The organism is Novosphingobium sp. Sphag1I, assembly GCF_056279125.1.
In genome coordinates, this window is record NZ_JBWBQS010000009.1 from 80578 (window position 1) to 107214 (window position 26637).

The following is a 26637-nucleotide window of genomic DNA, read 5'->3' on the forward strand; positions in this document are numbered from 1 at the left end:
TCGACCGATCACCCCCCACTTATCACTAAAGCCAATGTGATTAATCGGGAATCCGCACTTCGCATTTGCGCAATGAGTGCCTATCTCCTGCCTCAAGAGTTCAACACCCCGGTTTAAACACCAAAGCAAACTACGGAGCTTATCCCATGTCGCTTATCGGCTATTCGATCCAACCCTTCACCGCCACCGCCTATAAGGCCGGCGCTTTCGTCGACGTGACCGACGCCGACATCAAGGGCAAGTGGTCGGTGTTCTTCTTCTATCCGGCCGACTTCACCTTTGTGTGCCCGACCGAACTGGAAGACCTCCAGAACGAATATGCCAACCTCAAGGCCATGGGCGTCGAAGTGTACGGCGTGTCGACCGACACCCACTTCAGCCACAAGGCCTGGGCCGACACCTCGCCCGCCATCGGCAAGATCGAATATTTCCTGGTTGGCGATCAGAACCATGACCTGACCAAGCAGTTCAACAACCTGCGCGAAGGCGTGGGCCTGGCCGACCGCGGCACCTTCGTGACCGATCCCGAAGGCGTGGTGCAGCTGGTCGAAGTGACCCCCGAAGGCGTGGGCCGCAACGCTGCCGAACTGGTCCGCAAGATCAAGGCCGCCAAGTACTGGCAGGAACACCCCGGTCAGGTTTGCCCCGCCAAGTGGGAAGAAGGCGCCGAAACGCTGGCTCCCTCGATCGATCTGGTCGGCAAGATCTGATTTTGAAATGCCGCAGGGGGGGCTTGCCCTCCCCTGCACCCCACCGGCCCATTTCGCGCAATTCCGCACTTCCAGCGCCGCGCCCACTTTGCCGGTATATCTGAAATAGCGTAACCTTTGCCCCGCCTTATCGTCACAGGACGTTACGGCCCGCCCGGTTGCGAATACCAATCCGAAGGATCATCCGATGCTCGACGCCAACCTGTCCGCCCAACTCAAACAATATCTCGCCATGCTGCGTGAACCGATTGAGCTTGTCGCCAGCCTTGGCGATGATGCGAAATCGGCCCAGACCCGCGAATTGATCGAGGCCATCGCCGCGCTCTCCGACAAGGTTACGGCGCGTTACGATGGCACCAATGCGCGCGTCCCCTCCTTCACCATCAGCCCCGTTGCCAATGCGCATGATCGCGTCCGCTTTGCCGGTCTGCCGATGGGGCACGAGTTTACTTCGCTGGTCTTGGCATTGCTGTGGGCCGGCGGCCACCCGCCCAAGGTGTCGCAAGAGGTGCTGGATCAGGTAACAAGCCTGACCAGCACCCACAATTTCGAGATGTATTTCTCGCTCACCTGCCACAATTGCCCCGATGTGGTTCAGGCGCTGACGCTGATCGCGCTGAAGAACCCGCGCTTTTCCGCGACCCTGATCGAGGGCGGCACCTATCAGGCCGAAGTCGATGAGCGCGGCGTGATGGCGGTGCCCGCCGTGTTCAAGGACGGCAAGATGTGGCTGTCGGGCAAGAAGACGCTGGAGGAAATCGTCGCCGATCTGGACGAAGGCGCCGAAGCCAAGGCGGCGGCGGCCATCAGCGCCAAGGAACCTTTCGAAGTGCTGGTCGTGGGCGGTGGCCCTGCTGGCGCTGCGGCGGCCATCTATACGGCGCGCAAGGGTATCCGCACGGGCGTCGCCGCACAGCGTTTCGGCGGGCAAGTGCTGGACACGCTGGGCATCGAAAACTTCATCTCGGTTTCGCATACCGAAGGCCCCAAGCTGGCCGCGGCATTGGAAAGCCATGTGAAGGATTATGAGGTCGACATCATGAACCTCGCCACGGCTGAAAAGCTGATCCCGGCCGAGCGTGAGGGCGGCTATCATGAGATCGTGCTGGCCAATGGTGCTTCGCTCAAGGCGCGCTCTATCGTGCTGTCCACCGGCGCGCGCTGGCGCAACATGAATGTGCCGGGCGAAAAGGAATATGCCAACAAGGGCGTGGCCTATTGCCCGCACTGCGACGGCCCGCTGTTCAAGGGCAAGCGCGTGGCGGTGATCGGCGGCGGCAATTCGGGCGTCGAGGCGGCCATCGACCTGGCCGGCATCGTCTCCCACGTCACGCTGGTCGAGTTCGACAGCGCGATGCGCGCCGACGCCGTGCTTCAGGACAAGCTGCGCAGCCTGCCAAACGTCACGATCATCACCAGCGCGCTCAGCACCGAGGTGACTGGTGACGGGGCCAAGGTGAACGGCCTGACGTACAAGGATCGCAACACCGACGAGGTCCACCATATCGAGTTGGAAGGCATCTTCGTCCAGATCGGTCTGGTGCCCAACACCGAATGGCTCAAGGGCGCGCTTGCCCTGTCGCCGCGCGGTGAAATCGAAATCGACGCCAAGGGCGCAACCAGCGTTCCGGGTGTCTTTGCCGCGGGCGATTGCACCACCGTGCCCTATAAGCAGATCATCATCGCGATGGGTGCGGGGGCAACGGCCGGGCTGTCGGCGTTTGACTATCTGATCCGCACGCCGGTGGCGGTATTGGAAGGGGTTGCCTGAGGTTTTATGCCTCCGGCGGGTTAAGGGCGGGGGCCCTTAACAATCCCGATAATGTCATCGTTGTGCGCAGGGTTCGGCCTTGGGTACAGGACGCGATGTTTGAAATTGAAAGCCTGCGGCGCCAATCAGCGCACCATCAGCGCGCCGCAGGCTTTATTCCCCAAAAGCACCACGCTGCCCACCAAGCGCCACCCCATTCCAGGGATTGTTAAGGGCCCCCGCCCTTAACCCGCCGGAGGCAAAACTTACTTCCCCCGCTTCAGGATAATATAAACCGCCCCCGCCCCGCCATGCCGAGGATGCGCCGCACGAACCGCCGCGATGCGCGAGGCATGCGAACCATGCACCAACCAGTCAAGGAACTTGGCCCGGATCACGCCACGATGCGACCCGCGATCCGCCGGACCGGGCGCAGGACGAGCGCGCCCCGTGATCAGCAGCACCACCCGCGCCCCCTGGGCCAGCGCCAGCGCCAAACCATGGTCCAGCCGCTGATAGGCACCTTCCAGATTGGCGCCGTGGAGGTCGAGCGTGAAATCGGGCACCACCTGCCCCTTGCCAAGGCGTTTGTCCCAGCCGCCATCCAGCCCGTGGCGATCCAGCGGGCGCGTGGGCGCAGGCGGCGGAGCGGGCGGGGGCAAAGGCGGCGGCACGCGGCCCTTGATCCGCTTGGGCGGCGACAACGGGGTCTGAGCCACAGGCGGCGGCGGAATGTTCGGTTCAACCTTGCGGCGCGGCTCTAATGGCTCGATCGTATCGGCCACGCGGCGCCACAATTCTTCTTCCTCCGGCGTCAGCCGACGCCCGCCGCGCAGCGCAAAGGGCGCCTTCATTTTACGCCAAGCCGCGCCAGCGTTCCCTTGGGCAACAGGATAAAGGCGTTGCCGCGCGCCAGCATTCCGCCCGCGATCCGACGCGCCTCATCGCCCGCCCCCCAGAAACTGTCGAAGCGATTCGCGCCCTTGATGGCGCCGCCCGTATCCTGCGCAATCCACAGGCCGTTGACCTTGCTGGCATTGGCCAACGATGGATCAGCCGCGATCAGCACCGGCGCGCCCAGCGGCGTAAACAGCGGATCAGCGGCCACGCTGACATGCGGGCGTACCGGCACGCCCATCGCGCCAATCGGTCCGTCACCGGTCAACTCGCGGAAAAACACCCAGCTCTTGTTTTGCCGCATCAGCGACATGCCATCCTGCGGATGTTCGCGGATATATTGCATGATGCCCTGCATCGATCCGGCATATTGGCCGGGGCCGTTGCCCAACAGCCCCTGCTGGCGCATCACCGTGCCGATGCCGGTATAGTTCTGGCCATTGTCGGCGGCATAGCCAATGCGCATGACCGTGCCGTCGGGCGCGCGCAGGCGGCCCGAACCCTGAATCTGAAGAAAGAAGAATTCGACCGGATCAGCCGCCCAGGCAATCTCCAGCCCCTTGCCCAGCAGCTTTCCATCCTCGATTTCGCCGCGTTCGTAATAGGGCACGAACTGGCCATTTTCGTCATAGCGGCCAAAGGGCGTCTGGCCATTGGGCTTAACCGGCGCGTCGCCAAGACGCGCGTGGATCAGATCGCGAGGGACGCCATAGACCGGCACGTCAAAGCCGGGCAAGTGGGTGCGGCTGCCCGAAATTTCCGGCTCGTAATAACCAGTGACATAGGTTGTCCCCTCGCCCACGCGGGCCAGTTCAAATCGTGTTTCGAAGAAGCGCAGAGCATCACCCACAGGCCATGTGGCCGCCGCGGCACAGACATTCTGCCAATCGCTGCGCACGGTCAGGCCGCTGGTGTCTGTGCGGGCCAACATGCGCGGACAGCTTTCCCGGAAGGAATAGAGCGCCATCTGCGCCCCGGATTCGGTGATCCGGTAAGAGGACAGACTTGGCCCCGGACGCACGCCGAGGTTGATTGCCGTGACCACCGGCTTGGGCGGTTGAACGGGCGTGGATGGTGCCGGACGCGGTGGCGGCGGGCGATGAACAGGAGGCCGGGGGCCGGGAATGACGCGGGCGCAAGCCTCAAGCAAGAGCAGACCCACAAGCGCCGCGCCCAATCGCGACTGCTTCAAATTCATAGCCATCCCCACCAGAATCACCAAAACGCTTTCATCAGAAAGCAAACGGGGCGAACGCTCCTTGCGTCGCCCCGCTCGAAGGTCTTAGCCTTCGTCTGTTTCTTCGAGAAGCCAATCGGGATCGGCCGAGTTTATATCGCGACGGAATGTCCAGACATCGCGCACCTCGACCGCGTCATTGAGCGAACCGGCAATCACCTTGCCATCGCGGTCGCGGGTGACGGCGGCGACATCGGCAACAAAGCGGATCGACACGCGGGCAAAGGGGGCATTGTAACTGGCGCCGACAACCTGCGTTTCTTCGATACGGACAAGGCTGTTGTTGAAAGTTTCGCCAGCCGCCTCGCGGGCATCGATGGCGTCGATAAAGCTGCGCGCGACTTCGGCATCGCACAGATGCGAGAGTTCAGCGCGATCCCCGCGCCAGAACGCTTCGAGCACCATGCGATAGGCCGAACGGGCGCCATCGACAAAGGTCACAGGGTCAAAGCGACGGTCGACCGAAATGATCTCACGCAGGCCGCGTTCTACGCCGGGAAGCACAGCGCCCAGTTCACGCGGACGGGCACCGCCGGCAACAGCGCGTTCAGGCAGAAGAGCGGCAGGTGCAGCCGCAGCCTGGGCGTCCAGACGGCTTTGCACCGGTTCCTCGCCATGTTCGGCGCGGCGCCCCAGCACCGAATAGAGGCGCATGCCCAGAAAGGCAGCGATCATGGCCAGGATGACGATCGAAACGGTCACTTCGTTTGCTTTCACCTCTTGGTGAGTCCCGCGACATGCAGGCTTCACCCTTGATAGTGCCTTACATAGTGACGATTGACAAATGAACAACGCATGGATGGGGATTAGAAGCATAAAAAATTGCCGCACTGCGGCGCAGAAGTCGCAAACACCCAAGACTGCGCCTGTCCTTGTGTGGCGCGGGCCGTGATGCTAGGCGCTCAACCCAAACCTTGACCACAAACAAGCGCCCGCGCGTTCGGGCCACATTTGGAAAGTATCAAAGATGGCCGATGATGGCACCGTCACTTCCTCGCTTCGTCTTGATGGCGAAGACACCGCCCCCAGCGCGGGCGTTATTTCGCAATATGTGAAGGATTTGTCGGTCGAAAACCCGAATGCGCCCGAAAGCTTTTCGTGGCAGGATTCGCCCCAGCTCGACATCCAGTTCAACATTCAGGCCCGCGCCATCGAAGGCGAAGTGCATGAGGTCGAGCTGAAGATCCAGATCAACGCCCGCAGCGAAGCGGGTGTCGCCTATATTGTCGACCTGACCTATGCGGGCCTGATCGGCATGCGCAATCTGGAAGAAGCCCAGATGCACGCCTTCATGTTTGCCGAAGCGCCGCGCATCCTCTTCCCGTTTGCCCGCCGCGTCATTGCCGACGCCACGCGCGATGCAGGCTTTACCCCTGTCATGCTGGAACCCATTGATTTCAATGGCCTGTATATCCAGCAGCTCGCCGCGCAGGCCGAAGCCCAGCAGGGCCCCTCGGCCAGCGATGAGCCCGCCGGCCACGCCTGATTGCCTGCCCGGCCCTTTGACGCCAAAGGGCCGGGCCAATTTCTTTATGCCAAATGTAAGACCGCCCATCCGATGAACCTTCTTAAAGCCACGGGGACGATCGGCGGCCTCACTCTGCTCAGCCGCGTGCTGGGTCTGGTGCGCGATTCGCTTTTTGCGCGCATGGTGGGCGCAGGCTTTGCCTCGGACGCCTTTCTGGTGGCCTTCCGCCTGCCCAACATGTTCCGCGCACTGTTTGCCGAAGGCGCCTTTGCCAGCGCCTTTGTGCCGATGTTCAATCAGAAGGTCGCCGATTCCAAGGGTCGCGGATTACCCGATGGCATCGCCTTTGCCGAGGCCGCGCTCTCGGTCCTGCTGCCGGTGCTGATCGTGATGACGATCCTGCTGGAGATCTTTGCATGGCCGGTGACATGGGCGCTGTCGGGGCAGTTCAACGGCGCATCGCCGGACCAGTTTGCCTTTGCGGTCAAATTGTCGCGCCTGACGATTCCCTATCTGATGCTGATCTCGCTGGTGTCCTTGCTGGGCGGAATCCTTAATTCGCTCAACCAGTTCTGGGTCAATGCGGCCGCGCCAATCCTGCTGAACCTGACGCTGATCTTTGCGCTGCTGTTTTTCCATGCCTCCGATCCGTTTGAAACCGCGCGCAATCAGGCGCTGGCGGTCACGGTATCGGGCGCGCTGCAACTGGCGTGGCTGGCCCATGCGGCGTGGCGCAATGGCGTGTCGCTGCGCCCCCACCTGCCGCGCTTCACGCCAGAGGTCAAACGCCTCCTCGCGCTGATCTGGCCGGCGGCCGCCGGCGCGGGCGCGGTGCAGATCAACCTTGTCATCTCGACCGCTCTTGCCGCCAGCCTGCTGGACCATGGCAGCGTGACGTATATATATATGGCCGACCGGCTGAACCAGTTGCCGCTGGGCCTGATTGGCATTGCGCTGGGCACGGTCCTGCTGCCCACGATCAGCCGCTTGCTGGGCGCGGGCGATCAGGCGGGCGCGATGGAGACGCAGAACCGGGGCATGGAAATCGCCCTGCTGCTGACCCTGCCCGCGACGGTCGGCCTGGTGTTCTGCGGCGAACCGATTGCCGCCGCGCTGTTCGGCTATGGCCGCTATACCGCGCTCGACACGGCCAATACGGCGCAGGCTTTGGCCGCCTTCTCCATCGGCCTGCCCAGCTATATTCTGGTCAAGGTGCTGACGCCGGGCTATTACGCCCGCCATGACACCAAGACCCCGGTGCGCTTCGCCACGATCAGCATGGGGGTGAACCTTGCTCTCAACCTGATCCTGATCCTGCCGCTGCGCCATATGGGGCCGCCGCTGGCCACCGCGATTGCCTCCACCGTCAATGTCTGGTTGCTCTATTCCACGCTGGTCAAGCGGGGGCATTTCGAAATCGACGCGCAATTGCGCTTCCGGGCATGGCGCCTTGGCGTGGCCGCGCTGACCATGGGGATTGTCCTGTGGATCGCCCAGCCATGGCTGATGCCCTATACGCATGGCTCGTGGTTTGTTCGCCTTGTCGCCATGGGGGCGCTGGTGGGCAGCGGGGTTTTTGTCTATGGCCTCGCCAGCTTTGCCCTGGGCGCCTTTGGCGTCGAGGATCTTAAACTTTTGCGGCGTCGCCGCGTTTCAGCAGAGAAGTGAAACACATGCGTATCGTTTCTGGCATTCAGCCCACCGGCAATCTCCACCTTGGCAATTACCTTGGTGCGATCCGCAATTGGGTGGCAATGCAGGACGAGTGGACGGCCAAGGGCGGGGAATGTTTCTACTTCCTCGCCGACCTCCACGCGATTTCGATGCCGCATGATCCCAAGGCTTTGGGCGAGAACACGCGTGAGATGACCGCCGCGCTGGTCGCCTGCGGGGTGGACCCGGACAAATCGACCCTGTTCAACCAGACGCAGGTGCCTGCCCATGCCGAACTGCAATGGCTGCTCAATGGCACGGCCCGCGTGGGCTGGCTGAACCGCATGACCCAGTGGAAGGACAAGGCGGGCAAGAACCGCGATGGCCAGTCGGTCGCGCTTTTCACCTATCCCGTGCTTCAGGCTGCCGACGTGCTGATCTATAACGCCACCCACGTCCCGGTGGGCGAGGATCAGAAGCAGCATCTCGAACTGGCCCGCGACATCGCGCAGAAGTTCAACAATGACTTCTGCGCCGAGGATGCGCCTCTCTTCACCCTGCCCGAACCGATCATCCCGCCCGCCGCCGCGCGCATCATGTCCTTGCGCGATGGCACGAACAAGATGAGCAAGTCCGACCCCAGCGACATGAGCCGCATCAACCTGACCGATGATGCCGACGCCATCATGGGCAAGATCAAGAAGGCCAAGACCGACCCCGAACCCCTGCCCAGCGAGGCCGAAGGTCTGGAAGGCCGCCCCGAAGCGCGCAATCTGGTGGGCATCTATTCGGCCATGTCGGGCCAATCGGTGGCGCAGATTCTGGCAGATTTCGGCGGCAAGGGCTTTGGTTCGTTCAAGCCTGCGCTGGGCGAATTGCTGGTCGAGCAACTGGCGCCCATCAACGCGCGCTTCAATGAATTGCGCGGCGACCGTGAGGCATTGAACGCCATCCTGCGCAAGGGTGCGGAAAAGGCCCGCGCCGCCTCGGCCCCGACGCTGGCGGCCACCTATGACGCATTGGGTCTGGTGCGATAAAATCTGCGGGCGCAAAGGCTAACCCCCTTTGCGCCCGTCGCTTTTCCTGCACCATTCAACCAATATTCAGCCTTGCCAGCCTAGCATCACAACACCATACCACTGCTGCGCCCTAACCGGGGAGGGATAGTCGGCCAGAGCGGCATGCAGAGGAGAAAACGAATGAGTGGCGCTAATTCTCAATGGCTGTCGCGCAGCATGAAGGGGGCCATGGCTGGCCTGCTGATTCTGGGCCTGTCTGCCTGTGCCGAATCGCTCGATACGCGCGTTACCCGGTTCCAATCCCAGCTTCCCGCGCCGCAGGGTCAAACCTTTGCGGTTGTGGCCGATGACCCGTCGCTGGCCGGCGGCATCGAATTTGGCCAATATGCCAAGCTGGTCGCGGGCGAACTGACCAAGAAGGGCTATACCGAGTCGGTCAACCCGGATGCGGCCAACCTGATCGTCCGCTTTTCCTATGGCGTCGACAAGGGCCGCGTCCATGTCCGCTCGACCGGCATGCGCGATCCCTTCTGGGGTCCGTGGTACGGGCCGGGCTTCCGTCGGGGCGGATTTTACGGCGGCGGCTGGGGCGGCGGTTTCTATGGTCGCGGCATGGGCGGCTGGGGCTATGGCTGGTATGACCCCTGGTTCGATCAGGGCGTTGAAAGCTATACCGTTTACACCAGCGGCATCAGCGTGAAGATCGACGACAAGACCGCCAACAAGCGCGTGTTTGAAGGCAAGGCCGAGGCGGCCTCCTCCTCGAACAAGCTGACTTGGCTGGTGCCCAATCTGGTCGAAGCTTTCTTCACCGGCTTCCCCGGCAATTCGGGCGAAACCCTGCGCATCACGGTGGCCCCTGAAAAGACCACGGTGAAGGGCCCGGCGCGATAAGCGGCGATACCTCAACACAAAATGGCCCGGCTTCCCCAAAGGAAGACCGGGCCATTTTGTGTCTGGACCTCTTTTGGGCCAATCAGTCGTTACGCGCCCGCCGATAGCCTGCTGCCTGTGCCTGACTTTCGGTACAAAACAAAGCCTCTGCACGGGTTTCGGCATAATGCTTGGTTCCGGGCAAATGATAGATCCAATCGCCGTGCCAGCTGTGATTTCCCTTGATCGAACAGATACCAAGAGAATTGCGATAGATCGCCTCACGCGCGGAGGCCGCGGCGCGCAGCGGGGGCGTTTTCACGACCGGCTCGTCCACCTTGTTTGCCGCGCGCCATTGCGACGGGCGCTCGAACTCGCCCGCCCATAGTCCCCAACGCGCCTTTTGGACATTGGTCTCCAGCGCGCCGTAATCGTCTACGCCATTGGGAAGGACAATCGCCAAACCTGATTCCACCATGGCACGTCCAATATCCAGCCCGCCTGCCCGGCAAACCGCCACCAGCCGTTGATAGCGGTCAACGTCCCGACCCTCGCATTGCACCTGCGCGCCCGCAACCAATTCGGCAAGGCGGTTGGCAGCCTGTTTGCCGCATTCCCATGACGCGCCATCGCGCTGACAGGTCTGGCGGCCCTCTGGCGCATCAATGCCGAACAGGCGAATGCGATAGCCTGTCATTTCCAGCGAATCGCCATCAATCGCGCGCGCAGGGCCAGTCACTTGCTGTGCCATGGCAAAGCCGGGAAAGGCCAGAACCATCGCCAGCAAGAACTTGCGCATCACCTCAATTCCCCAGCGCGACCACGCCGCCCGTCGAACCAAACCCGCCTTCGCCGCGCGCGGTTTCGTCCAGTTCATCGACCTCGATCCAGCCGCCCTGCACCACCGGGGCCAGCACGAGCTGTGCCACGCGGTCGCCGCGCACGATGGCAAAGGGTTCGGTGCCGTGGTTGATCAGGATCACCTTCAATTCGCCGCGATAGTCCGAATCGATGGTGCCCGGCGTGTTGGGCACGGTGATGCCATGCTTGAGCGCCAGACCGCTGCGCGGGCGGACCTGAATTTCAAACCCATGCGGGATCGCCATGGCGAGGCCCGTCGCCACCGCATGGCGCGCGCCCGGCGCAATCACCACATCCTCGGCCGAAACCACATCCATGCCCGCCGCCCCGCTGGTGGCATAGGCGGGCAAAGGCAGGTCCAGCCCATGGGGCAGACGCTTCAAACGGACGGGGATGGGTTCAGGCAAAGACACGGGAAATCCTTTCAACCAGAGCGGCAGCCACCGCTTCCTTGGGCAGATCGGGCAGGCTGTCCACCCCATCGGCGCTGACAATATGCACGCTGTTGCGCAGGCCGCCCATCACGTCACCGGACACATCATTGCCCACGATCCAGTCTGCGCCCTTGCGGGCCAGCTTGGCCTTGGCATGGGCGATGACATCCTGCGTCTCGGCGGCAAAGCCCACGACAAGGCGCGGGCGGCGGGGCGAGGCGCATAGGCCCGCCAGAATATCGGGATTTTCAATCAGAGCGAGGGGAGGAACCGTTCCACTACCATCCTTCTTGATCTTTTGCGCCCCCGCATCGGCCACGCGCCAGTCGGCCACAGCGGCCACCATCACGGCAATGTCGGCGGGCAACGCAGCCTCGACCGCCGCCGCCATGTCGCGCGCGGTTTCAACATTCACGCGGGCCACGCCATAGGGTGTGGGCAGATCGACCGGGCCAGAGATCAACGTGACCTGCGCGCCCGCACGGGCGGCGGCCTGCGCAATGGCGAAACCCTGTCGCCCGCTGGAACGGTTGGCGATGTAGCGCACCGGGTCAATCGGTTCATGCGTGGGACCAGCGGTGATCAGCACATGGCGGCCCGCCAAGGGGCGATGCGGCCCTAAAGCCGCCTCAATCGCCCCCATCACCGCGTCGGGTTGAGGCAAACGCCCCGGCCCATATTCGCCGCAGGCCATCATGCCCTCATCCGGGTCCACCACGGTCACACCGCGTGAACGCAGCGTCGCGACATTGGCCACCGTTGCGCCATGCTGCCACATCCGCACATTCATCGCCGGCACCGCCAGCACCGGCTTGTCCGTTGCCAGCAACAGCGTCGTGGCCAAATCATCGGCAATGCCGCAGGCCATCTTGGCCATCAGATCGGCCGTCGCCGGGCACACCACCACCAGATCGGCCTGACGGCTAAGCTGGATATGGCCCATCTCGACCTCGTTCTTCAAATCGAACAGGTTGGTATGGACCGGATTTTCCGACAAAGCCGCCAGCGTCATGGGCGTCACGAATTGCGCCCCGCCCTTGGTCAGGACGCAGGTGACCTCGCCGCCCGCCTTGCGGATCAGGCGGATCAGTTCGCAGGACTTATAGGCCGCGATGCCGCCGCCGATGATGAGAAGGATGCGTTTGCCAAGCATGGGTGGGGTTTAGAGGAAGGAAAGAGATAATGCGAGGGTCTAGACCCTCGCGCTCCCATTACTGTCGGTGTTGCGCATGGGTTCGGCCAATGGGTGTCGGACGCGATGTTCGAATGATAGAGCCTTCGGCGCCATGCAACACAACCGCTCCGCGCCGCAGGCTATCAATCCCCCAGACACAACGCGCGAACCTACCACCACCCCAAACCGGGATTGTTAAGGGCCCCCGCCCTTAACCCGCCGGAGGCAACACCTACCCCCGAAAAGCCGCCCTGAGTAAAGACCCCGCCCCCATGGGCACAAAGGCCAGCCCCAAAGCCATGACCGGCGTAATCACCGCCCCCCAGTAGAAATTGTCGTTCCGCCCCGCGATGCCGAACAGCAGCGCATAGCCGACGTAGAACAACAGCCCCGTCACCCCCGCGCTGGACCGCCAGGAAGCCCAGCCAAAGATCATCAGGATGGTCAAAGGCCCGGCGATTTCATGCGGCAGGAACCGCAGGTTGGAGGACAGCACCGTATTCGACAAAAACCCACCCAGCCCTCGCAACGCCAGCCAGCTTGGTCCGATCGGATCGCTGGGCAAAGTGTGCAGCGCGACCATGTGCAGGTGCCAGGCATAGAAGGCGCAAAACATCCCAACCAGACCACCCCACGCCGCGGCCTCTTTCCACGCTCCGCGCCAACCGGCCATGACGCCCATCAAAAGGACATAGGGCAGCACATGTTCGCGGATCGACAGCGCCAATCCGGCGGCCAACACCGCGCCTATCCATCTCCCACGATCGGGCCGATGCAGCCCCAGCGAGAGCGCGATCAGCATCCCGGCCCAAAGTTCATGCAGCACGAAATAATAGCGATTGAGCCCCAGCGACGCGCCAAAAAACACCAGCGCCGTCCCCATCCGCCGGATCGAAGGATCAACGCCCAGATCCCCCAACCGCCCCCACCATGCCGCGATCACGCCGATCATCAACGCCACAGCGGCCGTCATGGCAACGGGGGCCGATCCATCGCCATCCACCCCCATCGCCGCATCCAGATAGGCCAGCGTCGGCATCCGCACTGCGGCACCGGGCCGCACCGGATAGTCGGCGCGACGATGCTCGCTGACAATGAAGTCGTAATAATTTTCGCCATGCAGAATGCGCTCGATAGCCCGGTCGTAGAGCTTCAGGTCATCATCGCGCGGACGATCAGCGCCTTTATTTCCGGCCACGATGATGCTGGGCGCCTTGGCTTCCTCGCCCCGACCGACGGTCAGCGGCACCCACGCCGAAGCCGCCAGCAACAGCGCCAGAACAGCCAGAACCAGCCGCGCGGGCCACGCCCCCCACGTGGCGAACCGGTCATAGGCCGCGCCGGGGCGGCCCGACTTCATCACATCGTCCAGCCGAAATGCCAGGCCGTCCATACGCTTGCGCCCCCTAACAGGAAGGCTGCTATATATCCTGACCAGCGGTTAGCATTCGGTTTACCCTGTTTTTCCCAGATCAGGGGAATGTCGGGCAATGGCGGCGGTTCGGGGGCCGCGCCCTTCATGGGGAATTTTTCCTCGATCCGCTCGACCAGACCGGGCAGGCGCATGAGACGGCGCAATCCGCGATGGATGCCATGGGCAATTGCCGCCTCCGGCCCCAGTTCGTCGCGCATCCATTCCGACACGAAAGGCCCCGAAACATCCCACATGTTGATGTCGGGATGCAGTTGCGTCGCCAGACCTTCGACCATCACCATCGTCTTTTGCAAGAGCAGCAGGTGGGGCTGGGTCGCCATGTCGAAATCGCGGGTGATGGCGAACAATCCGTCCAGCATCTGGCCCACGGACAGGTCCTTCACCGGCTTGCCCCGCATCGGTTCGCCGACGGCGCGCAGGGCGGTCGTGAATTCATCGACCGAATGGTACGAGGGCACATATTGCGCCTCGAAATGGATTTCGGCCACGCGGCGGTAATTGCCGGTGGTCAGCCCGTGCAGAATCTCGCCCAGCCAGATGCGCGCCTGACGGTTGATGCGGCCCATGATGCCGAAATCGATGGCGACGATCGTGCCATCGGGTTCGATGAACAGGTTGCCCTGATGCATGTCGGCGTGGAAATAGCCCAGATGCACCGCCTGCGTCAGAAAGGCGATGACCAGACGCTTGGCCAGAGATTCCAGATTGATCCCGGCGGCCAGCAGGGCGGCCTTGTCGCTGACCTTGATCCCGTCGATCCATTCCAGCGTCATCACCCGGCCGCATGTGCGGTCCCAGTCGATGGCGGGAATGCGATAGCCGTGAACCCCCTTCATCATCTCGGCCAGTTCGGACGCCGAGGCGGCCTCGCGGCGCAGGTCGAGTTCGCGCATCGACCAGCGCTTGAAATTGGCGATGATGAGACGCGGGCGCAGGCGGGTGGCTTCGCCGCCCAGAGCCTCGAGATGGGCCGCGGCCCATTCATAGGTCTCAATATCCTGCGTGAATTTTTCCCGGATGCCGGGGCGCAGGACCTTGACCGCAACGCGGCGGCCATCGACCGTGACCGCGCGGTGAACCTGGGCAATCGAGGCCGCGCCTACGGGCTGTTCCTCAAACTCGGCATAGAGTTCGTGGAGCGGGCGGCCAAAGGCGCTCTCCACCTCGGCCTTGATGGCGCTGAACGGCACGGGCGGCAGGCTGTCCTGCAATTCCAGCAGGTTGTTCGCCGCCTCCTCGCCCACCAGATCGGGGCGAGTGGCCAATGTCTGGCCCAGTTTGATCGCGGCGGGGCCAATCGCGCGAAAGGCCCCGGCGTAATCGGGCGCATCGGGAACCCGCGCGCCAAAACGGGCGATGCGGCACAGGCGCGCCACCGGGGCGGGCGTATGCGGGTCCTGCTCAATCCCGCGCAAAGCCCCATGCGACGCCAGAATGCGGCCCCAGCTGAGCAGGCGCCAGATATGTTTGCGAGGTGACAAGAGGTTCAGACCTTCCAGCCCGAATGGATCGCCACCAGACCGCCAAGGATCGGTTCGACGCGGGTGTTCACGAAACCGGCCTCGCGGATCATGGATTCGAACTGGGGCATGGGCGGGAAACGACGGATCGATTCGATCAGATAGCGGTAGGAATCGGCGTCCCCCGCAATCATCTGGCCCAATTGCGGCACCAGCTTGTGCGAATAGGCGTCATAGACTTCCTTGAAGCCGGGCCATTGCGTGGTCGAAAATTCGAGGCAGAAGAAACGCCCGCCGAATTTCAACACGCGGTGTGCTTCCTTCAACGCCTTGTCGATGCGGGTGACGTTGCGGATGCCGAAAGCGATCGTATAGGCGTCGAACACCCGGCTCTCAAAGCTCAGTTCCTCAGCATTCTGACGGCTCCAGACCAGACCGTCGAGGCCGCGTTCCATCGCCCGTTCAATGCCCACGTCCAGCATGTCCTGATTGATGTCCGACACGGTGATCGAGGCGCCGCGTTCGTGCATGCGGAACGCGATGTCGCCCGTGCCCCCCGCCATATCAAGGATCATCTCGCCCGGCTGAGGCTTGACCCGGCGCACGAACTTGTCCTTCCAAAGGCGATGCAGGCCCACCGACATGGCATCGTTCATGATGTCATATTTCTTGGCCACAGAGGAAAAGACCTCGCCCACCTTGGCGGTTTTCTCTTCGGGGCTGACCTCCTCATAGCCAAAGGAGACGGTGTCGGGCTGTTGATCGCTCTGAGTCATGGGCGCCGCTTTAGGACGGTTTCGCGCCTGCGAAAAGCCGGTTATCGGACGTATGTGCGATTGAAATCGCGCGAGAGGCCATCTCGGGCAGATTTTTCGGTCGGGCTTGTGACCCTTGATCGCCTATGACGCGTTCCTAGGTTGCAAATGGACCGCAATTCAATCCTCTATCGGAGCCTGCATGATGACGATCCTGCATCACCTCAACAATTCCCGTTCGCAACGCATCTTGTGGATGCTCGAGGAACTGGAACTGCCCTATGAGATAAAACGCTATCAGCGCGACCCCAAAACCATGCTGGCGCCACCGGCCCTGCGCGCGGTGCATCCGCTGGGCAAATCGCCGGTGCTGGAGGATGACGGCCATATCATCATCGAGAGCGCCGCGATTGTCGAATATCTGGCCGAAAAGAGCGGACGGCTGGGCCCGCCATCCGCACGCGGGGATGCGCTGCTCTATCGCCAGTTCCTGCATTATGCCGAAGGTTCGATGATGCCGCCGCTGCTGGTCAAACTGGTGCTTATGCGCGTGCCGATCATGGGGCGTTTGGCCATTTCGCGTTTTCAGCCGATGATCGACACCCATCTGGCCTTTGTCGAAGACGAGCTGGCCCGCCGTCCGTGGTTTGCCGGAGATGCGATGACGGCGGCAGACATCATGATGAGCTTTCCATTGGAAGCCGCCCGCGCACGCGGCGGATTGGACGAACGTTACCCCCATTCGATGGCATGGTTGGACAAAGTGCAGGCCCGCCCTGCCTATCGCCGTGCGCTCGAAGTTGGCGGTCCTTACGACTATTAGGCTGGCGGCGGCACACTCTCGTCACGCGGCCCATTCACGGATACACACCCAAGATGCCGGAACTTCCCGAAGTTGAAACCACCCTGCGCGGCCTTGCCACCTATCTGGACGGGCAGCGGATCGCCCGTGTCGAAACCCGCCGCGAGGGGCTGCGCCGCCCCTTTCCCGCCGATCTGGTGCAGGTGATGACCGGGGCCACGATCACGGCCCTGTCGCGGCGGGCCAAATATGGCCTGCTGCACACCGACCGGGGCGTTGTGATGGTGTTCCATCTGGGCATGTCGGGGCGGTGGCGGATCGACCCGGATGATCTGGAAAAGCACGACCATCTGGTGTTGACCACAGAGGCTGGCAGCCGGTTGGCGTTGAATGACGCGCGCCGGTTCGGTTCTGTTGATCTGGTGGCCGACGACGCCCTGGCCGCTTGGGCGCCCTTTGCCGCGATGGGGCCGGAACCTCTGGGGCCTGAATTGACCGCGTCGCTGCTGGCGGCGCGGATGAAGGGGCGTACCACTCCGGTCAAACAATTGCTGCTGGATCAGGCGGTCGTAGCGGGGCTGGGCAATATCTATGTCTGCGAGGCGCTGCACCGGGCGGGAATCAGCCCGTTGCGGTTGGGGCGCGATGTGAAGAAGCGGGAACTGGCGCTGCTGGTCCCGGCCATTGTCGATGTCCTGTCGGAAAGCATTGCGGCGGGAGGCAGCACGATTCGCGACTATGCCCAGCCCAATGGCGAACTGGGCTATTTCGCCGCCAACTGGCGCGTCTATGGCCGCGAGAGCCAGCCATGCCACGCCTGCGCCGCGCCGATTGCCCGCGTGACACAAGGCGGACGCTCCAGCTTCTGGTGCCCGGCATGTCAGAAATAGGCCCTGTAAAGCAGGGTATGGACGAGAAAGCCGCAACAGGTTAGGCAGCCCGCAATCGCCAAGGGGCAGGAATGGCCCAGGGTGAGCAATTCAGACTCCAATTCCCTTGACGATTCGGCTCCGGCTGGTTAAGGGCGCCGCTTCTGGCGGGACCAACAGGCCCCGCTATACCGATTTTCGCTAGCAATTTCCGGCCGCATCGGCCCGATACGAGGACACACATGGCCAATACGCCGCAAGCCCGCAAGCGCATCCGCCGCAACGAGCGCCGCGCCGAAATCAATGGCGCCCGCATCAGCCGCATCCGCACCTTCGTGAAGAAGGTCGAAGCGGCCATTGCCGGTGGTGACAAGACCGCCGCCGCCGCCGCCCTGCATGAAGCCCAGCCTGAACTGGCTCGCGGTGTTGCTCGTGGCGTGCTGCACAAGAACACTGCCTCGCGCAAGTTCTCGCGCCTGACCAAGGCCGTCGCCGCTCTCTGATTCGCGACTCGGTCGGCCGAATTCCGGTCGTACCTAATCGTGGCTAAGCAAGAGCCCGTAAGCAAAGCCGATGGGGATTCCCGTCGGCTTTTGCTTTGCCTTTTTGTACCGGATTGACTTGGACTCAAGAAATCCAGCGTTTCCAATGATTCGCGAAATTGGTTGTGATTTTATGCTTAAAATCCAATAACTTTATCGCATTTGGCGGAATTGCTGGAGTTGCGCTGTCAAGCCAATTATTTCAAAATTTTTGCAGATAACGCCCTTGCGTCGGCCCCTCGATCGTCCCTAAAACAGGATCGTTCGGGGCGCTTGCCGCCTTCGGACTTCACAGAAACATGGCTTACCTGTCGCACTCGCATGCCCCATCAGGCACGCAGGGGTGGGCCCGTTTTTGTGTGTAAAGATGAGGGCCATTGGCAATCTTGCCGATGGTTGGGGCTTAATAGCGGATCAGGAGCATTTGGGGTGACGGGAACCGTTTGGGGCGGCAAGCGAGCCGAGGCTAGCCCTGCAAAGGGCAAATCCGGGCACGCCGTGGAAGATCAGGATGCGCTGGATCTGGCCGCCGATTGGGCGGACATTTGTCAGGGCCTGAAAAAAGATCTGGGACCGCAGCTGTTCAACCAGTGGATTCGCCCGATCCAGCTGGGCGCCTTCAACAAGGACTCGGGCACGCTCGAACTTTTCCTGCCCACCGAATTTTCGGCCAACTGGGTGGCGGATCGCTTTGCCGATCGCCTGACGCTGGCGTGGAAAATCGCCCGCGATGTGCGCCATGTGCGAATCAGCGCCCAGCCCGGCCGCCGCGCCATGCCCGATCTGCGTCTGGCCCGCGACAACACGCCCGCACGCCCTGCCCCCGTTCTGAACGAGGCAAGCCGCGCCATGACCCACCCGGTCGAAGGCGCAAGCGCGGCGACCGACACGCTGGCTCTGGCCTCGATCGGGCTTGACCCCTCGCTGACCTTTGCCACCTTTGTCACCGGCACCAGCAACGTGCTGGCCTTCAACGCGGCCCAGCGTATGGCCGCACAAGAAGCGCCGCAGTTCTCGCCGCTCTATCTCAAGGCCGCCACGGGTCAGGGCAAGACCCACCTGATGCATGCCATCGGCCATGCGTTTCTGGCCAACCATCCGCGTGCGCGCATCTTCTATTGCAGCGCCGAACGCTTCATGGTCGAGTTCGTTCAGGCCCTGCGCCAGAACCAGATGATCGAGTTCAAATCGCGCCTGCGTGGCTTCGACCTGCTGCTGGTGGATGATATCCAGTTCATCATCGGCAAGGCTTCGGCACAGGAAGAGCTGCTCTACACGATCGACGCGCTGCTGGCCGAAGGCAAGCGTCTGGTCTTCGCCGCCGACCGCAGCCCGCAGGCTCTGGATGGCGTCGAACAGCGCCTCCTCTCGCGCCTGTCGATGGGTCTGGTCGCCGACATCATCCCGGCCGATATCGAGCTTCGCCGCTCGGTTCTGGAACATCGCCTTGCGCGCTTTACCTCGGTCGATGTGCCGGGCGATGTGATCGAATTTCTGGCCCGCACGATCAACCGCAATGTGCGCGAGCTGGTCGGCGGCCTCAACAAGCTAATTGCCTATGCGCAGCTGACCGGACAGGCCGTCTGCCTGCAACTGGCCGAGGAACAGTTGACCGATATCCTTTCGGCCAACCGCAAGCGCATCACCATCGACGAGATCCAGCGCACGGTCTGCCAGTTCTATCGCGTGGACCGTCAGGAAATGTCCTCCAAGCGCCGCGCCCGTGCCGTCGTGCGCCCGCGCCAGGTGGCCATGTACCTGTCCAAGGTGCTGACCCCGCGCTCTTACCCGGAAATCGGACGCAAGTTCGGCGGGCGTGACCACTCGACGGTGATCCATGCGGTGCGCCTGATCGAGGATCTGCGCACGCGCGATGCCGATATTGACGGCGACGTTCGTTCGCTGCTGCGTCAGCTGGAAAGCTGATCTTAAAACCCCGGTAAAAGCTGTTGACGGGCGGTGCATATAGGCTGGACAAGCCTGTGCATCGCCTGTTGCCCTGCCTGTGGATAAGCTGTTCATAGGTTGTGGGTTGGGACTTTATGCCTCCGGCGGGCAAAGGGACTTATCCCTTTGCAATCCAGTTAATATCTGCGTTGCGTTTGGGCTTCAGCCGGCAGCATTAATCGCCACCATGGATTTAAAGCCTGCGGCGCCAAATAGCACAAACGCCCAGCTCCGCAGGCATCCTCCTTCTTGCCCTCCCCCTCTGCCTCCCCTAAATCCCGCGCATGACCCCTGAACGCCTGTCCCGCTTCGCCCGCCACATTGTCCTTCCCGAAGTAGGCGGCGTGGGCCAAATGGCGCTCAACGATGCCCATGTGGTAATGATCGGTTGCGGGGGCATCGGCAGCCCTGCTCTGCAATATCTGGCAGCAGCGGGCGTGGGGCGGCTCACGCTGATCGATGATGATCATGTCGAGGCCAGCAACCTGCAACGCCAGACGATCTTTACAACGGGCGATATCGGCACCCCAAAGGCACAGGCCGCCGCCGCATGGGTGGCGCGGTTCGACCCGGACATCACCGTCACCCATCACCAGACACGCATCACGGCGCAGAACGCGGCAGGACTGATCGCTGGCGCCACGCTGGTGCTGGATGGCTGCGATAATTTCGCCACCCGCCTTGCCGTATCCGATGCCTGCCTGACCGCATGCATTCCGCTGACCACGGCCGCCGTAGGCCGTTTTCAGGGCCAGATCGCCAATTTCGCGGGCCACCTGCCGGGCCATGCCTGCTATCGCTGCTTCGTGGGCGAGGCCTTTGACGCGGCCGATTGCGACACTTGCGCGGCCGACGGGGTGCTGGGGGCCTTTGTCGGCATGGTGGCACTGATGGCGGTGCAATCGGCCGTTCGCGTGATCCTGCATGGCGCCGGGATGACGGGGTCTCTGGCCGATCCGCAATGGGGGCGGTTGCATTTGCTCGACGGTCTGGCGCCGTCGTTGCGCACGATCACCATTCCCGCCGATCCGGCCTGCGCTGCCCATTAAACGCGCCGCACACCAAAAAAGCAGGGCCGTCCCAGCCGGACGGCCCTGCTTCCTCCTGCGAGAAAAGCCCGGACGGGTCCATGCCCGCCCGGTGCTTTTCACAAACTCAACAATCTACGACTTGGGTTCTTCCAGCGTGGGATATTTAATGCCCAACTGGTCGAGATAGGTCGGGTATTTCGCCGCGTCGTAGTAATATTTTTCCATCTGCGGACGATATTCCTTCATCGTCTTTTCATTCAGCCAAGTTGCCGCCTTCGGCCCCAGAATCGGGTCATACTTGTCGGTCTTGAGCTGAACGTCGGTGAAGTATGCCTTGGCGTCCGCCACCAGCTTGGGCGTGGTCATCACGTCCAGAATGGTCAGCGCCAAAGCCTTGGCGCCCGCTTCAACGCCCTTATGCGCGATCGGCGTGGCCATCGCCATGGCCGACAGCACGTTGTGGCCGATCATGTTGGGAATATTGGCGGGATAGCGGATCGTGATGGTCGGCACGGTCCACATGATGTCGCCAATGTCGTCCGAACCGCCGCCGATCGAACGGGGCCGATTTTCCGGCGACGACAAATCACCGATCTTGTCCTGCAACGGCTTGACCGTGCGGTGGTTGATCGTCTGCACCGCCTTGGCAAAGGCCTGATCGTCGGCGGTCCACTTGGGCATGCCCACGGCCTTGATATTGGCATAGGCGGCTTCGGCCAGCGGCTTGTTGCCGAAATTGGGCGCGGCATAGCCAAGGATCTGCGAGGTCACCGTCGTGCCGGTCGCCTTGGCGGCGGCCTGCGCGATTTCATTGCCGGTGTTGTACAGGTTGCGCACGCCCGCAAAGCTGCGCTCGCGGAAATAATACCACACGCTGGCCGTTTCGGGCACCACGTTGGGCTGGCCGCCGCCATTGGTGATCACGTAATGCGAACGCTGGGTGATGGGCAGATGCTCGCGGCGGAAATTCCACGCGCTGTCCATGATTTCAACGCCGTCCAGCGCCGAGAAGCCATCCCACGGATCGCCCGCGGCATGGGCGGTCTTGCCCTTGAACGTATATTCGACCGACACCATGCCGTTCATGCCCAATTCGCCATAGGCGGTGCCGAAATCGGAACTGACGTGGTTGAAGATGCAAAGGTCAACGTCCTTGAACATGCCTTCGCGGACATAATAGGCCTTGGTCGCCAACAGTTCTTCGGCAACACCCGGCCAGATCATCAGGCGGCCGGGAATGTGGTTCTTTTCCATCACCTGTTTGGCCGCAATCGCGGCGGCCACGACCAGCGGCATGCCCGAATTATGGCCTTCGCCATGCCCCGGCGCGCCTTCGACCATCGGTTTCTTATACGGCAGGCCCGGCGTTTGCGAGGTGCCCAGCAGATTGTCGATATCGCTGCCCAGCGCGAGGACCGGACCGCCCTCGCCCCAGGTGGCGGTGAAGGCGGTCGGGATACCCGCCACGCCCTTGGTCACCTTGAAACCGTTCTTTTCCAGAATGCCGGTCAGATATTCCATCGTGCGGAATTCCTGAAAACCGGGTTCAGCATAGCTGAACACGGTATCCACCATCACCTGGATATCTTTCTTCTGGGCCTCGACCCCGGCCACAGCCTCGGCCTTCATCTTGGGCGAAGCGGCGGCATTGGCCTGTGTGCTGGTCAGCACGGCGGCCGTTGCCATCAATGCCAGAGTGCAATGTTTAACAAAGCGCATGATTGATCCTTCTTCCGATCAGAAGCCGATCTTGGCCGAGACGCGGACGGTGCGTCCCATGACGTCATAAATGCTGCGGTTGGTCTGGGCATAAGCGGGCACGTTATTGCCGCTGGGGCCGTTGCCGATCAGCACGGGATCCTTGTCGAACAGGTTGCTGACCACAAAGGTCAGCGACGCGTCCTTGACCTTTTGGGTCAGGATCTTGAACTGAACCGAGGCGTCCATATAGCTGGTGCCCTTGATCTTGTTATTGTTGATCGTGCGATACTGGTTATTCGAAACCGGGCACGAGCTGGTGCATTCAATATAGTCGTTGCCGTAAACACCATCCGAGAAGCCGCGATAGACCAGGTTGAAGTTGACCTGACCGACTTCATAAAACGCGCTGATGCGATAAACCCAGCTGGGCGAGCTGAAGCCGCCCGAAAGGCTGCCGCCGTTCACACCGGCATAGTCAACCGGGAAGATCTTATTATCGACGACGTTGGCAATGTAATGCGTCGTCGTGCCGCGCACCGTCAATGTACCGGGCAGGCTGGCGCTGATCTTGGACAAGGGCGCGCGATAGCTTGCCTCGATGTCAAAACCCTTGGCATGCTGGCTGGCAAAGTTAAACGGCTGAATGACGATCGATTGAAGCGTGCCGCCCGAATAGATGATGTTCGAGCAATAAGCGGTCTGACCCGCGGCGCAGAAATCAACGGTGTTCTGGGCCGTGATCGAACCGATCGAGTCCTTGATGTTGATGTCGTAATAGTCAAAGCTGGCCGTGAAACCGGGGATGAAGGGCGGTGTGACAACCGCACCCATCGTCCAAGTATTGGCCTTTTCAGGCTTCAAATTGGTGTTGCCGATTGTGCTTTCCACAAAACCGGTCGAACCCGTTGCCAAAACCACCGTGTTGGTACGGGCGGTCGGCGAAGCAAAGAGTTCCTGAAGATTGGGCGCACGGATGTCACGCGAATAGGTGCCGCGCAGTTTGAACATCGAATTGGCCTGCCACGTCGCGCCCGCCTTATAGGTCACGACGCTGCCGCTGGTCGAATAATCGGTCGCGCGCGCCGCCGCATTGACATTCACGCCCTTGATCAGCGGCAGGTCGATTTCGACGAAACCTTCCTTCACATAGTAATGGCCGGTGTTGGGCAGATAGTTGCCGTAAAGCCATTGGCTGGTGGTGGTGCCATTGGCATTGACGAGCGGCTGGAATTCCGTCGGAACATAGCCGGTGATGCCTTCACGGCGCCATTCACCACCAAAGGCGATGGCCGCCGTGCCGCCGGGCAGCTTGAACAGATCGCCGTTCAACGCCACCGAGGCCACATCCTGCTTGAGCGTCTGATCGCGCCAGGGCTGATTGCCATAGATATAGGCCAGACCCGCCGCCGACGGCCCCGAGGTGCCCACACGGTTGATCGGCACGCAGCCATTGGTCGTATTGGTCAGGCTGGAGCGGCAAACGATCGTGCCGGCCGCAACCCCCAGCGCATTGCCCGCAGGCGCATAGACAGCGTCCTGAGCCAGAGCCATACGGCTCAGATTCCAGGTGTTGGTCAGCTGTTCATGCGACTTGGTTTCGCCATGCTGGAAATAAGCGTCAAATTTCCACTCACGGCCCAACAGGTCAAATTTGCCCTTTGTCCCGACGACATAGCGATAGACGTCGCGCGTGTTATGGCTGCCGGGCACAGGATAACCGGCATTGCTGGTCCCGATCGTGATGGTGTTGGCCGACGAATTGCCCAACGCCGCCGCAACCGTGGGATACATCGATTGGAGATAGGCATTGTCGCCGCGGATCGTCACGCCGGTGCTTGGCGTCTGCTGATAGTAGCTTTCGCCGATATAGCGGTTCCAGCCGAACTGGGCAAAAATCTCGATGTTATTGGTCAGGTCATAGCTGGCGCGGCCAAAGGCGCTGAAACGCGCTTCATCGGGCATAAGCGAGTTGGTGCCGACATGACCGGCCAAGGTGGTCTGGTAATCACCGCCCACCATATAGCCAGAGCTGCTGCGGGCGCCGAAATTGAGCGTTCCCATTTGCCCCGCGCCCAGGAAATACCGACCGATCAGACCGTTGGCGCTCGACAGGTTGGTGCCGGTGATCAAACCGCCCGCCGTATAGGTGGACGGGCCAAAGCCGCTGCCCACAATCCAGCTGGGCTGGCCCGCTGCGGTGTTGGGGTTGGCGATGGTGAAATAGCCGTTTTTGTTCCAATCGCGCGCGATGGTCGAAACGCCGTCCTGCTTTGCATATTCGGTGTTCAGCAAGACATGCAGGCGATCATCAAACGCGCCAAAACCGGCCGAAGCGGAAATCCTGTAATTGCGACCATCGCCATAGGTGGTGATGCCCTGATCCATCCCGATCTTGAAGCCCTTGTACTTCTTGTTCAGGATGAAGTTGACCACGCCGCCCACAGCGTCCGAACCATACTGGGCCGATGCGCCGCCGGTAACGACTTCGACGCGTTCAACCAGATCCTGCGGCACGGTGTTGACGTCGACCACGCCGTTGATGGCGCTGGCCACCGAACGCTGACCATCGATCAGAACCAGCGTACGCGAAGCGCCAAGGCCCCGCAGGTTGACGCTGTTGATACCGGCCAGACCATTCGACAGGCTACCCGATGAATTGGCCGAGGTCGAACCCGTCGTCACGGCGGGCAATTGGTTGACGAAGTTGGAAAGGTTGGCGGGTGCCTGCGCCTTGATATCGGCCGAGGACAGCACGGCCACCGGCGTCGGCGCGGCAAAACCGTCTTTCACAATACGCGTGCCGGTCACGACAATGTCATTGGCCGGTGCGGCTTCTTCCGCCGCCGGCGCCGGTTCATCAGCGGCCAGTGCCGGCGTGGCAACCAACATGGCCAGCACCGAAACGGCGGTTCCACCAAGCCATGCCCTGCGGCCAGCCGATTGCACCATTTCCCTCATCGTTCGATCAATCGCCATGAAAACCCCCTATTGCTTATCTTGCTTCTATCCGGCGACCCTGTTCCCTTGCCGATGCTGTCCACGCCATGCGGACGCCCCGATTTTTTCCAAGTCATGACGACAGGCCGGCCCTGTATTGCCACAACCTCTTTTGGCCGCTTCAACGACCCCCTATTTAAATTCAGAACGGTTGCGACCACACAGACTTGCGCCTGCCTTACAAGATGCCCAATTGATCATTGCAATGCAGCAAATGCTACATGATTACGCCCGATTTTTTCCAATAAATATCACTGATAATCTCATTAATATCGACGCAATCATGCGCAATTGACAAATTTTAGTGAATATTACCAACCCTGTTCATAAAGTCTTGCCCGATTTCCAATCCGGACGAATCACCCCGTTTCACCCCCGCGCTTTGCCGCAAGGCAGCAATGCGCAACGCTCACTTGCCCCGGCAAAAAACCGCAGGCGGAACGTTGCGCTGCGTCACGCGGCGCATGACAAAGCTGGAACGGATCTTGGCCACATGCGGCAGCGTGGCCAGTTCGCTGCGATAAATCCGGTCGTAATCTTCAAAACTTTTGACATGGACCATCATCAGAAAGTCCGTGTCGCCCGAAACAAAGCTGCAGAATGTGACCGAAGGACAGCGCACGACCGCCTCTTCAAATTCGGTCAGCACGGAATCGGATTGTGACAGCAATTCGATGGCCACGATCACCACAATGCCAAGGCCCAGCATCGGCAGATCAAGTTCGGCCGTATAGCCCTTGATCGCCCCCTGCTCTTCCAAAAGCTTGCGCCGACGCGCCGCCGCCGTGGCGGACAGATGCACCCTTTCCCCCAGCATCACGTCCGACATCCGGCCATCTTCGACCAGTGCGTTCATGATGCGAAAGTCTGTGGCATCAAATTCAGTGAGAGTGTTTTCCGTCACGCTGGCCCCTTGAAGTAACGGATTTCCAGAAGAAGCAGGTAAAATTGCCCCGTATTTCGTCAGATAGAGTGCGCCGAGTGTGATAGCTTTGGAAATACGTCAAACTGGCACCTTTGCC

At 61.6% G+C, this 26637-nt stretch carries 23 protein-coding genes; 11 read left to right on the forward strand and 12 right to left on the reverse strand.

The features are described 5' to 3' along the window. Positions 1-146 precede the first annotated feature (146 nt). Both ahpC and ahpF read left to right on the forward strand, forming a co-directional pair. A complete protein-coding gene (gene ahpC / locus ACZ9HU_RS12080; RefSeq protein ID WP_168605044.1) occupies positions 147-710 on the forward strand; it encodes an alkyl hydroperoxide reductase subunit C in 564 nt (187 codons plus the stop codon). A gap of 187 nt (positions 711-897) precedes the next feature. Beyond that, entirely contained in the window at positions 898-2481 is a 1584-nt protein-coding gene (gene ahpF / locus ACZ9HU_RS12085; protein WP_476105241.1) for an alkyl hydroperoxide reductase subunit F, read from the forward strand. Between the two features lie 245 nt (positions 2482-2726). Here the strand turns inward: ahpF and ACZ9HU_RS12090 are convergent, their stop codons facing one another. The 3 genes from ACZ9HU_RS12090 to ACZ9HU_RS12100 form a co-directional block, all read right to left on the reverse strand. After that, on the reverse strand, positions 2727-3314 hold the full coding sequence (locus ACZ9HU_RS12090; protein WP_476105244.1) for a Smr/MutS family protein: 588 nt from the start codon (positions 3312-3314) through the stop codon (positions 2727-2729). Continuing rightward, entirely contained in the window at positions 3311-4561 is a 1251-nt protein-coding gene (gene mltA, locus ACZ9HU_RS12095) for a murein transglycosylase A (protein WP_476105246.1), read from the reverse strand. Before mltA ends, ACZ9HU_RS12090 begins: the two co-directional genes overlap by 4 nt. Before the next feature lie 78 nt (positions 4562-4639). Continuing rightward, positions 4640-5311, reverse strand: a complete 672-nt coding sequence (locus ACZ9HU_RS12100; RefSeq protein WP_476105248.1) for a Tim44/TimA family putative adaptor protein — start codon at positions 5309-5311, stop codon at positions 4640-4642. Between the two features lie 250 nt (positions 5312-5561). Between ACZ9HU_RS12100 and secB the strand changes: the two genes are divergently transcribed. From secB to ACZ9HU_RS12120, 4 genes are all read left to right on the forward strand, one after another. Beyond that, positions 5562-6080, forward strand: a complete 519-nt coding sequence (gene secB / locus ACZ9HU_RS12105) for a protein-export chaperone SecB (protein ID WP_476105250.1) — start codon at positions 5562-5564, stop codon at positions 6078-6080. A 72-nt stretch (positions 6081-6152) separates the two neighbouring features. Next, on the forward strand, positions 6153-7730 hold the full coding sequence (murJ, locus tag ACZ9HU_RS12110) for a murein biosynthesis integral membrane protein MurJ (RefSeq protein WP_476105252.1): 1578 nt from the start codon (positions 6153-6155) through the stop codon (positions 7728-7730). Positions 7731-7735: 5 nt separating this feature from the next. Next, positions 7736-8752 carry a tryptophan--tRNA ligase gene (trpS, locus tag ACZ9HU_RS12115; RefSeq protein WP_476105254.1) on the forward strand — a complete coding sequence of 339 codons (1017 nt, stop codon included), beginning with the start codon at positions 7736-7738 and terminating at the stop codon, positions 8750-8752. A 162-nt stretch (positions 8753-8914) separates the two neighbouring features. Then, the gene (locus tag ACZ9HU_RS12120) at positions 8915-9628 is read left to right on the forward strand and encodes a DUF4136 domain-containing protein (protein WP_476105256.1); all 714 of its coding nucleotides are present in this window, start codon (positions 8915-8917) and stop codon (positions 9626-9628) included. A gap of 82 nt (positions 9629-9710) precedes the next feature. Here the strand turns inward: ACZ9HU_RS12120 and ACZ9HU_RS12125 are convergent, their stop codons facing one another. From ACZ9HU_RS12125 to ACZ9HU_RS12150, 6 genes are all read right to left on the reverse strand, one after another. Next, positions 9711-10406: a thermonuclease family protein gene (locus ACZ9HU_RS12125; RefSeq protein ID WP_476105258.1), complete on the reverse strand. Its 696-nt coding sequence runs from the start codon at positions 10404-10406 to the stop codon at positions 9711-9713. A 4-nt stretch (positions 10407-10410) separates the two neighbouring features. Further along, complete coding sequence (dut, locus tag ACZ9HU_RS12130; protein WP_476105259.1) at positions 10411-10881, reverse strand: dUTP diphosphatase; 471 nt, start codon at positions 10879-10881, stop codon at positions 10411-10413. Next, a complete protein-coding gene (gene coaBC, locus ACZ9HU_RS12135; RefSeq protein WP_476105260.1) occupies positions 10868-12055 on the reverse strand; it encodes a bifunctional phosphopantothenoylcysteine decarboxylase/phosphopantothenate--cysteine ligase CoaBC in 1188 nt (395 codons plus the stop codon). The genes dut and coaBC overlap by 14 nt, the downstream gene beginning before the upstream one ends. Before the next feature lie 253 nt (positions 12056-12308). Then, entirely contained in the window at positions 12309-13469 is a 1161-nt protein-coding gene (locus ACZ9HU_RS12140; protein ID WP_476105262.1) for a hypothetical protein, read from the reverse strand. Then, complete coding sequence (ubiB, locus tag ACZ9HU_RS12145; protein ID WP_476105264.1) at positions 13436-14992, reverse strand: 2-polyprenylphenol 6-hydroxylase; 1557 nt, start codon at positions 14990-14992, stop codon at positions 13436-13438. Before ubiB ends, ACZ9HU_RS12140 begins: the two co-directional genes overlap by 34 nt. Positions 14993-14997: 5 nt before the next feature. Further along, complete coding sequence (locus tag ACZ9HU_RS12150) at positions 14998-15747, reverse strand: class I SAM-dependent methyltransferase (RefSeq protein WP_476105266.1); 750 nt, start codon at positions 15745-15747, stop codon at positions 14998-15000. A gap of 181 nt (positions 15748-15928) precedes the next feature. On the opposite strand from ACZ9HU_RS12150, the gene ACZ9HU_RS12155 reads away from it, so the two are divergent. The 5 genes from ACZ9HU_RS12155 to ACZ9HU_RS12175 all read left to right on the forward strand — a co-directional run bounded on the left by ACZ9HU_RS12155 (position 15929) and on the right by ACZ9HU_RS12175 (position 20935). Beyond that, on the forward strand, positions 15929-16549 hold the full coding sequence (locus ACZ9HU_RS12155) for a glutathione S-transferase family protein (RefSeq protein WP_476105268.1): 621 nt from the start codon (positions 15929-15931) through the stop codon (positions 16547-16549). 53 nt (positions 16550-16602) lie between these two features. Then, entirely contained in the window at positions 16603-17418 is an 816-nt protein-coding gene (mutM, locus tag ACZ9HU_RS12160; RefSeq protein WP_476105270.1) for a bifunctional DNA-formamidopyrimidine glycosylase/DNA-(apurinic or apyrimidinic site) lyase, read from the forward strand. A 221-nt stretch (positions 17419-17639) separates the two neighbouring features. After that, the gene (rpsT, locus tag ACZ9HU_RS12165) at positions 17640-17900 is read left to right on the forward strand and encodes a 30S ribosomal protein S20 (protein WP_172341756.1); all 261 of its coding nucleotides are present in this window, start codon (positions 17640-17642) and stop codon (positions 17898-17900) included. A 537-nt stretch (positions 17901-18437) separates the two neighbouring features. Next, positions 18438-19865 (forward strand): chromosomal replication initiator protein DnaA, encoded by a 1428-nt coding sequence (gene dnaA / locus ACZ9HU_RS12170; protein ID WP_476105435.1) that lies wholly within the window; start codon positions 18438-18440, stop codon positions 19863-19865. Positions 19866-20170: 305 nt separating this feature from the next. Then, positions 20171-20935: a HesA/MoeB/ThiF family protein gene (locus ACZ9HU_RS12175; RefSeq protein ID WP_476105272.1), complete on the forward strand. Its 765-nt coding sequence runs from the start codon at positions 20171-20173 to the stop codon at positions 20933-20935. A 114-nt stretch (positions 20936-21049) separates the two neighbouring features. Here ACZ9HU_RS12175 and ACZ9HU_RS12180 read toward each other — a convergent pair whose 3' ends face one another. The 3 genes from ACZ9HU_RS12180 to ACZ9HU_RS12190 form a co-directional block, all read right to left on the reverse strand. After that, on the reverse strand, positions 21050-22636 hold the full coding sequence (locus ACZ9HU_RS12180) for an amidohydrolase (RefSeq protein WP_476105274.1): 1587 nt from the start codon (positions 22634-22636) through the stop codon (positions 21050-21052). Positions 22637-22654: 18 nt separating this feature from the next. Further along, positions 22655-25594, reverse strand: coding sequence for a TonB-dependent receptor domain-containing protein (locus tag ACZ9HU_RS12185; RefSeq protein ID WP_476105275.1), 2940 nt, complete (start codon positions 25592-25594; stop codon positions 22655-22657). A 430-nt stretch (positions 25595-26024) separates the two neighbouring features. After that, positions 26025-26519, reverse strand: coding sequence for an Lrp/AsnC family transcriptional regulator (locus ACZ9HU_RS12190; protein WP_476105277.1), 495 nt, complete (start codon positions 26517-26519; stop codon positions 26025-26027). Positions 26520-26637 lie beyond the last annotated feature (118 nt).

What these genes read in the sequence shown, in the direction of transcription:
- ahpC (WP_168605044.1), top strand. Translation starts at nt 147, where the DNA reads ATGTCGCTTATCGGCTATTCGATCCAACCCTTCACCGCCACCGCCTAT.
- ahpF (WP_476105241.1), top strand. Translation starts at nt 898, where the DNA reads ATGCTCGACGCCAACCTGTCCGCCCAACTCAAACAATATCTCGCCATG.
- ACZ9HU_RS12090 (WP_476105244.1), bottom strand. Translation starts at nt 3,314, where the DNA reads ATGAAGGCGCCCTTTGCGCTGCGCGGCGGGCGTCGGCTGACGCCGGAG.
- mltA (WP_476105246.1), bottom strand. Translation starts at nt 4,561, where the DNA reads ATGGCTATGAATTTGAAGCAGTCGCGATTGGGCGCGGCGCTTGTGGGT.
- secB (WP_476105250.1), top strand. Translation starts at nt 5,562, where the DNA reads ATGGCCGATGATGGCACCGTCACTTCCTCGCTTCGTCTTGATGGCGAA.
- murJ (WP_476105252.1), top strand. Translation starts at nt 6,153, where the DNA reads ATGAACCTTCTTAAAGCCACGGGGACGATCGGCGGCCTCACTCTGCTC.
- trpS (WP_476105254.1), top strand. Translation starts at nt 7,736, where the DNA reads ATGCGTATCGTTTCTGGCATTCAGCCCACCGGCAATCTCCACCTTGGC.
- ACZ9HU_RS12120 (WP_476105256.1), top strand. Translation starts at nt 8,915, where the DNA reads ATGAGTGGCGCTAATTCTCAATGGCTGTCGCGCAGCATGAAGGGGGCC.
- ACZ9HU_RS12125 (WP_476105258.1), bottom strand. Translation starts at nt 10,406, where the DNA reads ATGCGCAAGTTCTTGCTGGCGATGGTTCTGGCCTTTCCCGGCTTTGCC.
- coaBC (WP_476105260.1), bottom strand. Translation starts at nt 12,055, where the DNA reads ATGCTTGGCAAACGCATCCTTCTCATCATCGGCGGCGGCATCGCGGCC.
- ACZ9HU_RS12140 (WP_476105262.1), bottom strand. Translation starts at nt 13,469, where the DNA reads ATGGACGGCCTGGCATTTCGGCTGGACGATGTGATGAAGTCGGGCCGC.
- ACZ9HU_RS12150 (WP_476105266.1), bottom strand. Translation starts at nt 15,747, where the DNA reads ATGACTCAGAGCGATCAACAGCCCGACACCGTCTCCTTTGGCTATGAG.
- ACZ9HU_RS12155 (WP_476105268.1), top strand. Translation starts at nt 15,929, where the DNA reads ATGATGACGATCCTGCATCACCTCAACAATTCCCGTTCGCAACGCATC.
- mutM (WP_476105270.1), top strand. Translation starts at nt 16,603, where the DNA reads ATGCCGGAACTTCCCGAAGTTGAAACCACCCTGCGCGGCCTTGCCACC.
- rpsT (WP_172341756.1), top strand. Translation starts at nt 17,640, where the DNA reads ATGGCCAATACGCCGCAAGCCCGCAAGCGCATCCGCCGCAACGAGCGC.
- ACZ9HU_RS12175 (WP_476105272.1), top strand. Translation starts at nt 20,171, where the DNA reads ATGACCCCTGAACGCCTGTCCCGCTTCGCCCGCCACATTGTCCTTCCC.
- ACZ9HU_RS12180 (WP_476105274.1), bottom strand. Translation starts at nt 22,636, where the DNA reads ATGCGCTTTGTTAAACATTGCACTCTGGCATTGATGGCAACGGCCGCC.
- ACZ9HU_RS12185 (WP_476105275.1), bottom strand. Translation starts at nt 25,594, where the DNA reads ATGGCGATTGATCGAACGATGAGGGAAATGGTGCAATCGGCTGGCCGC.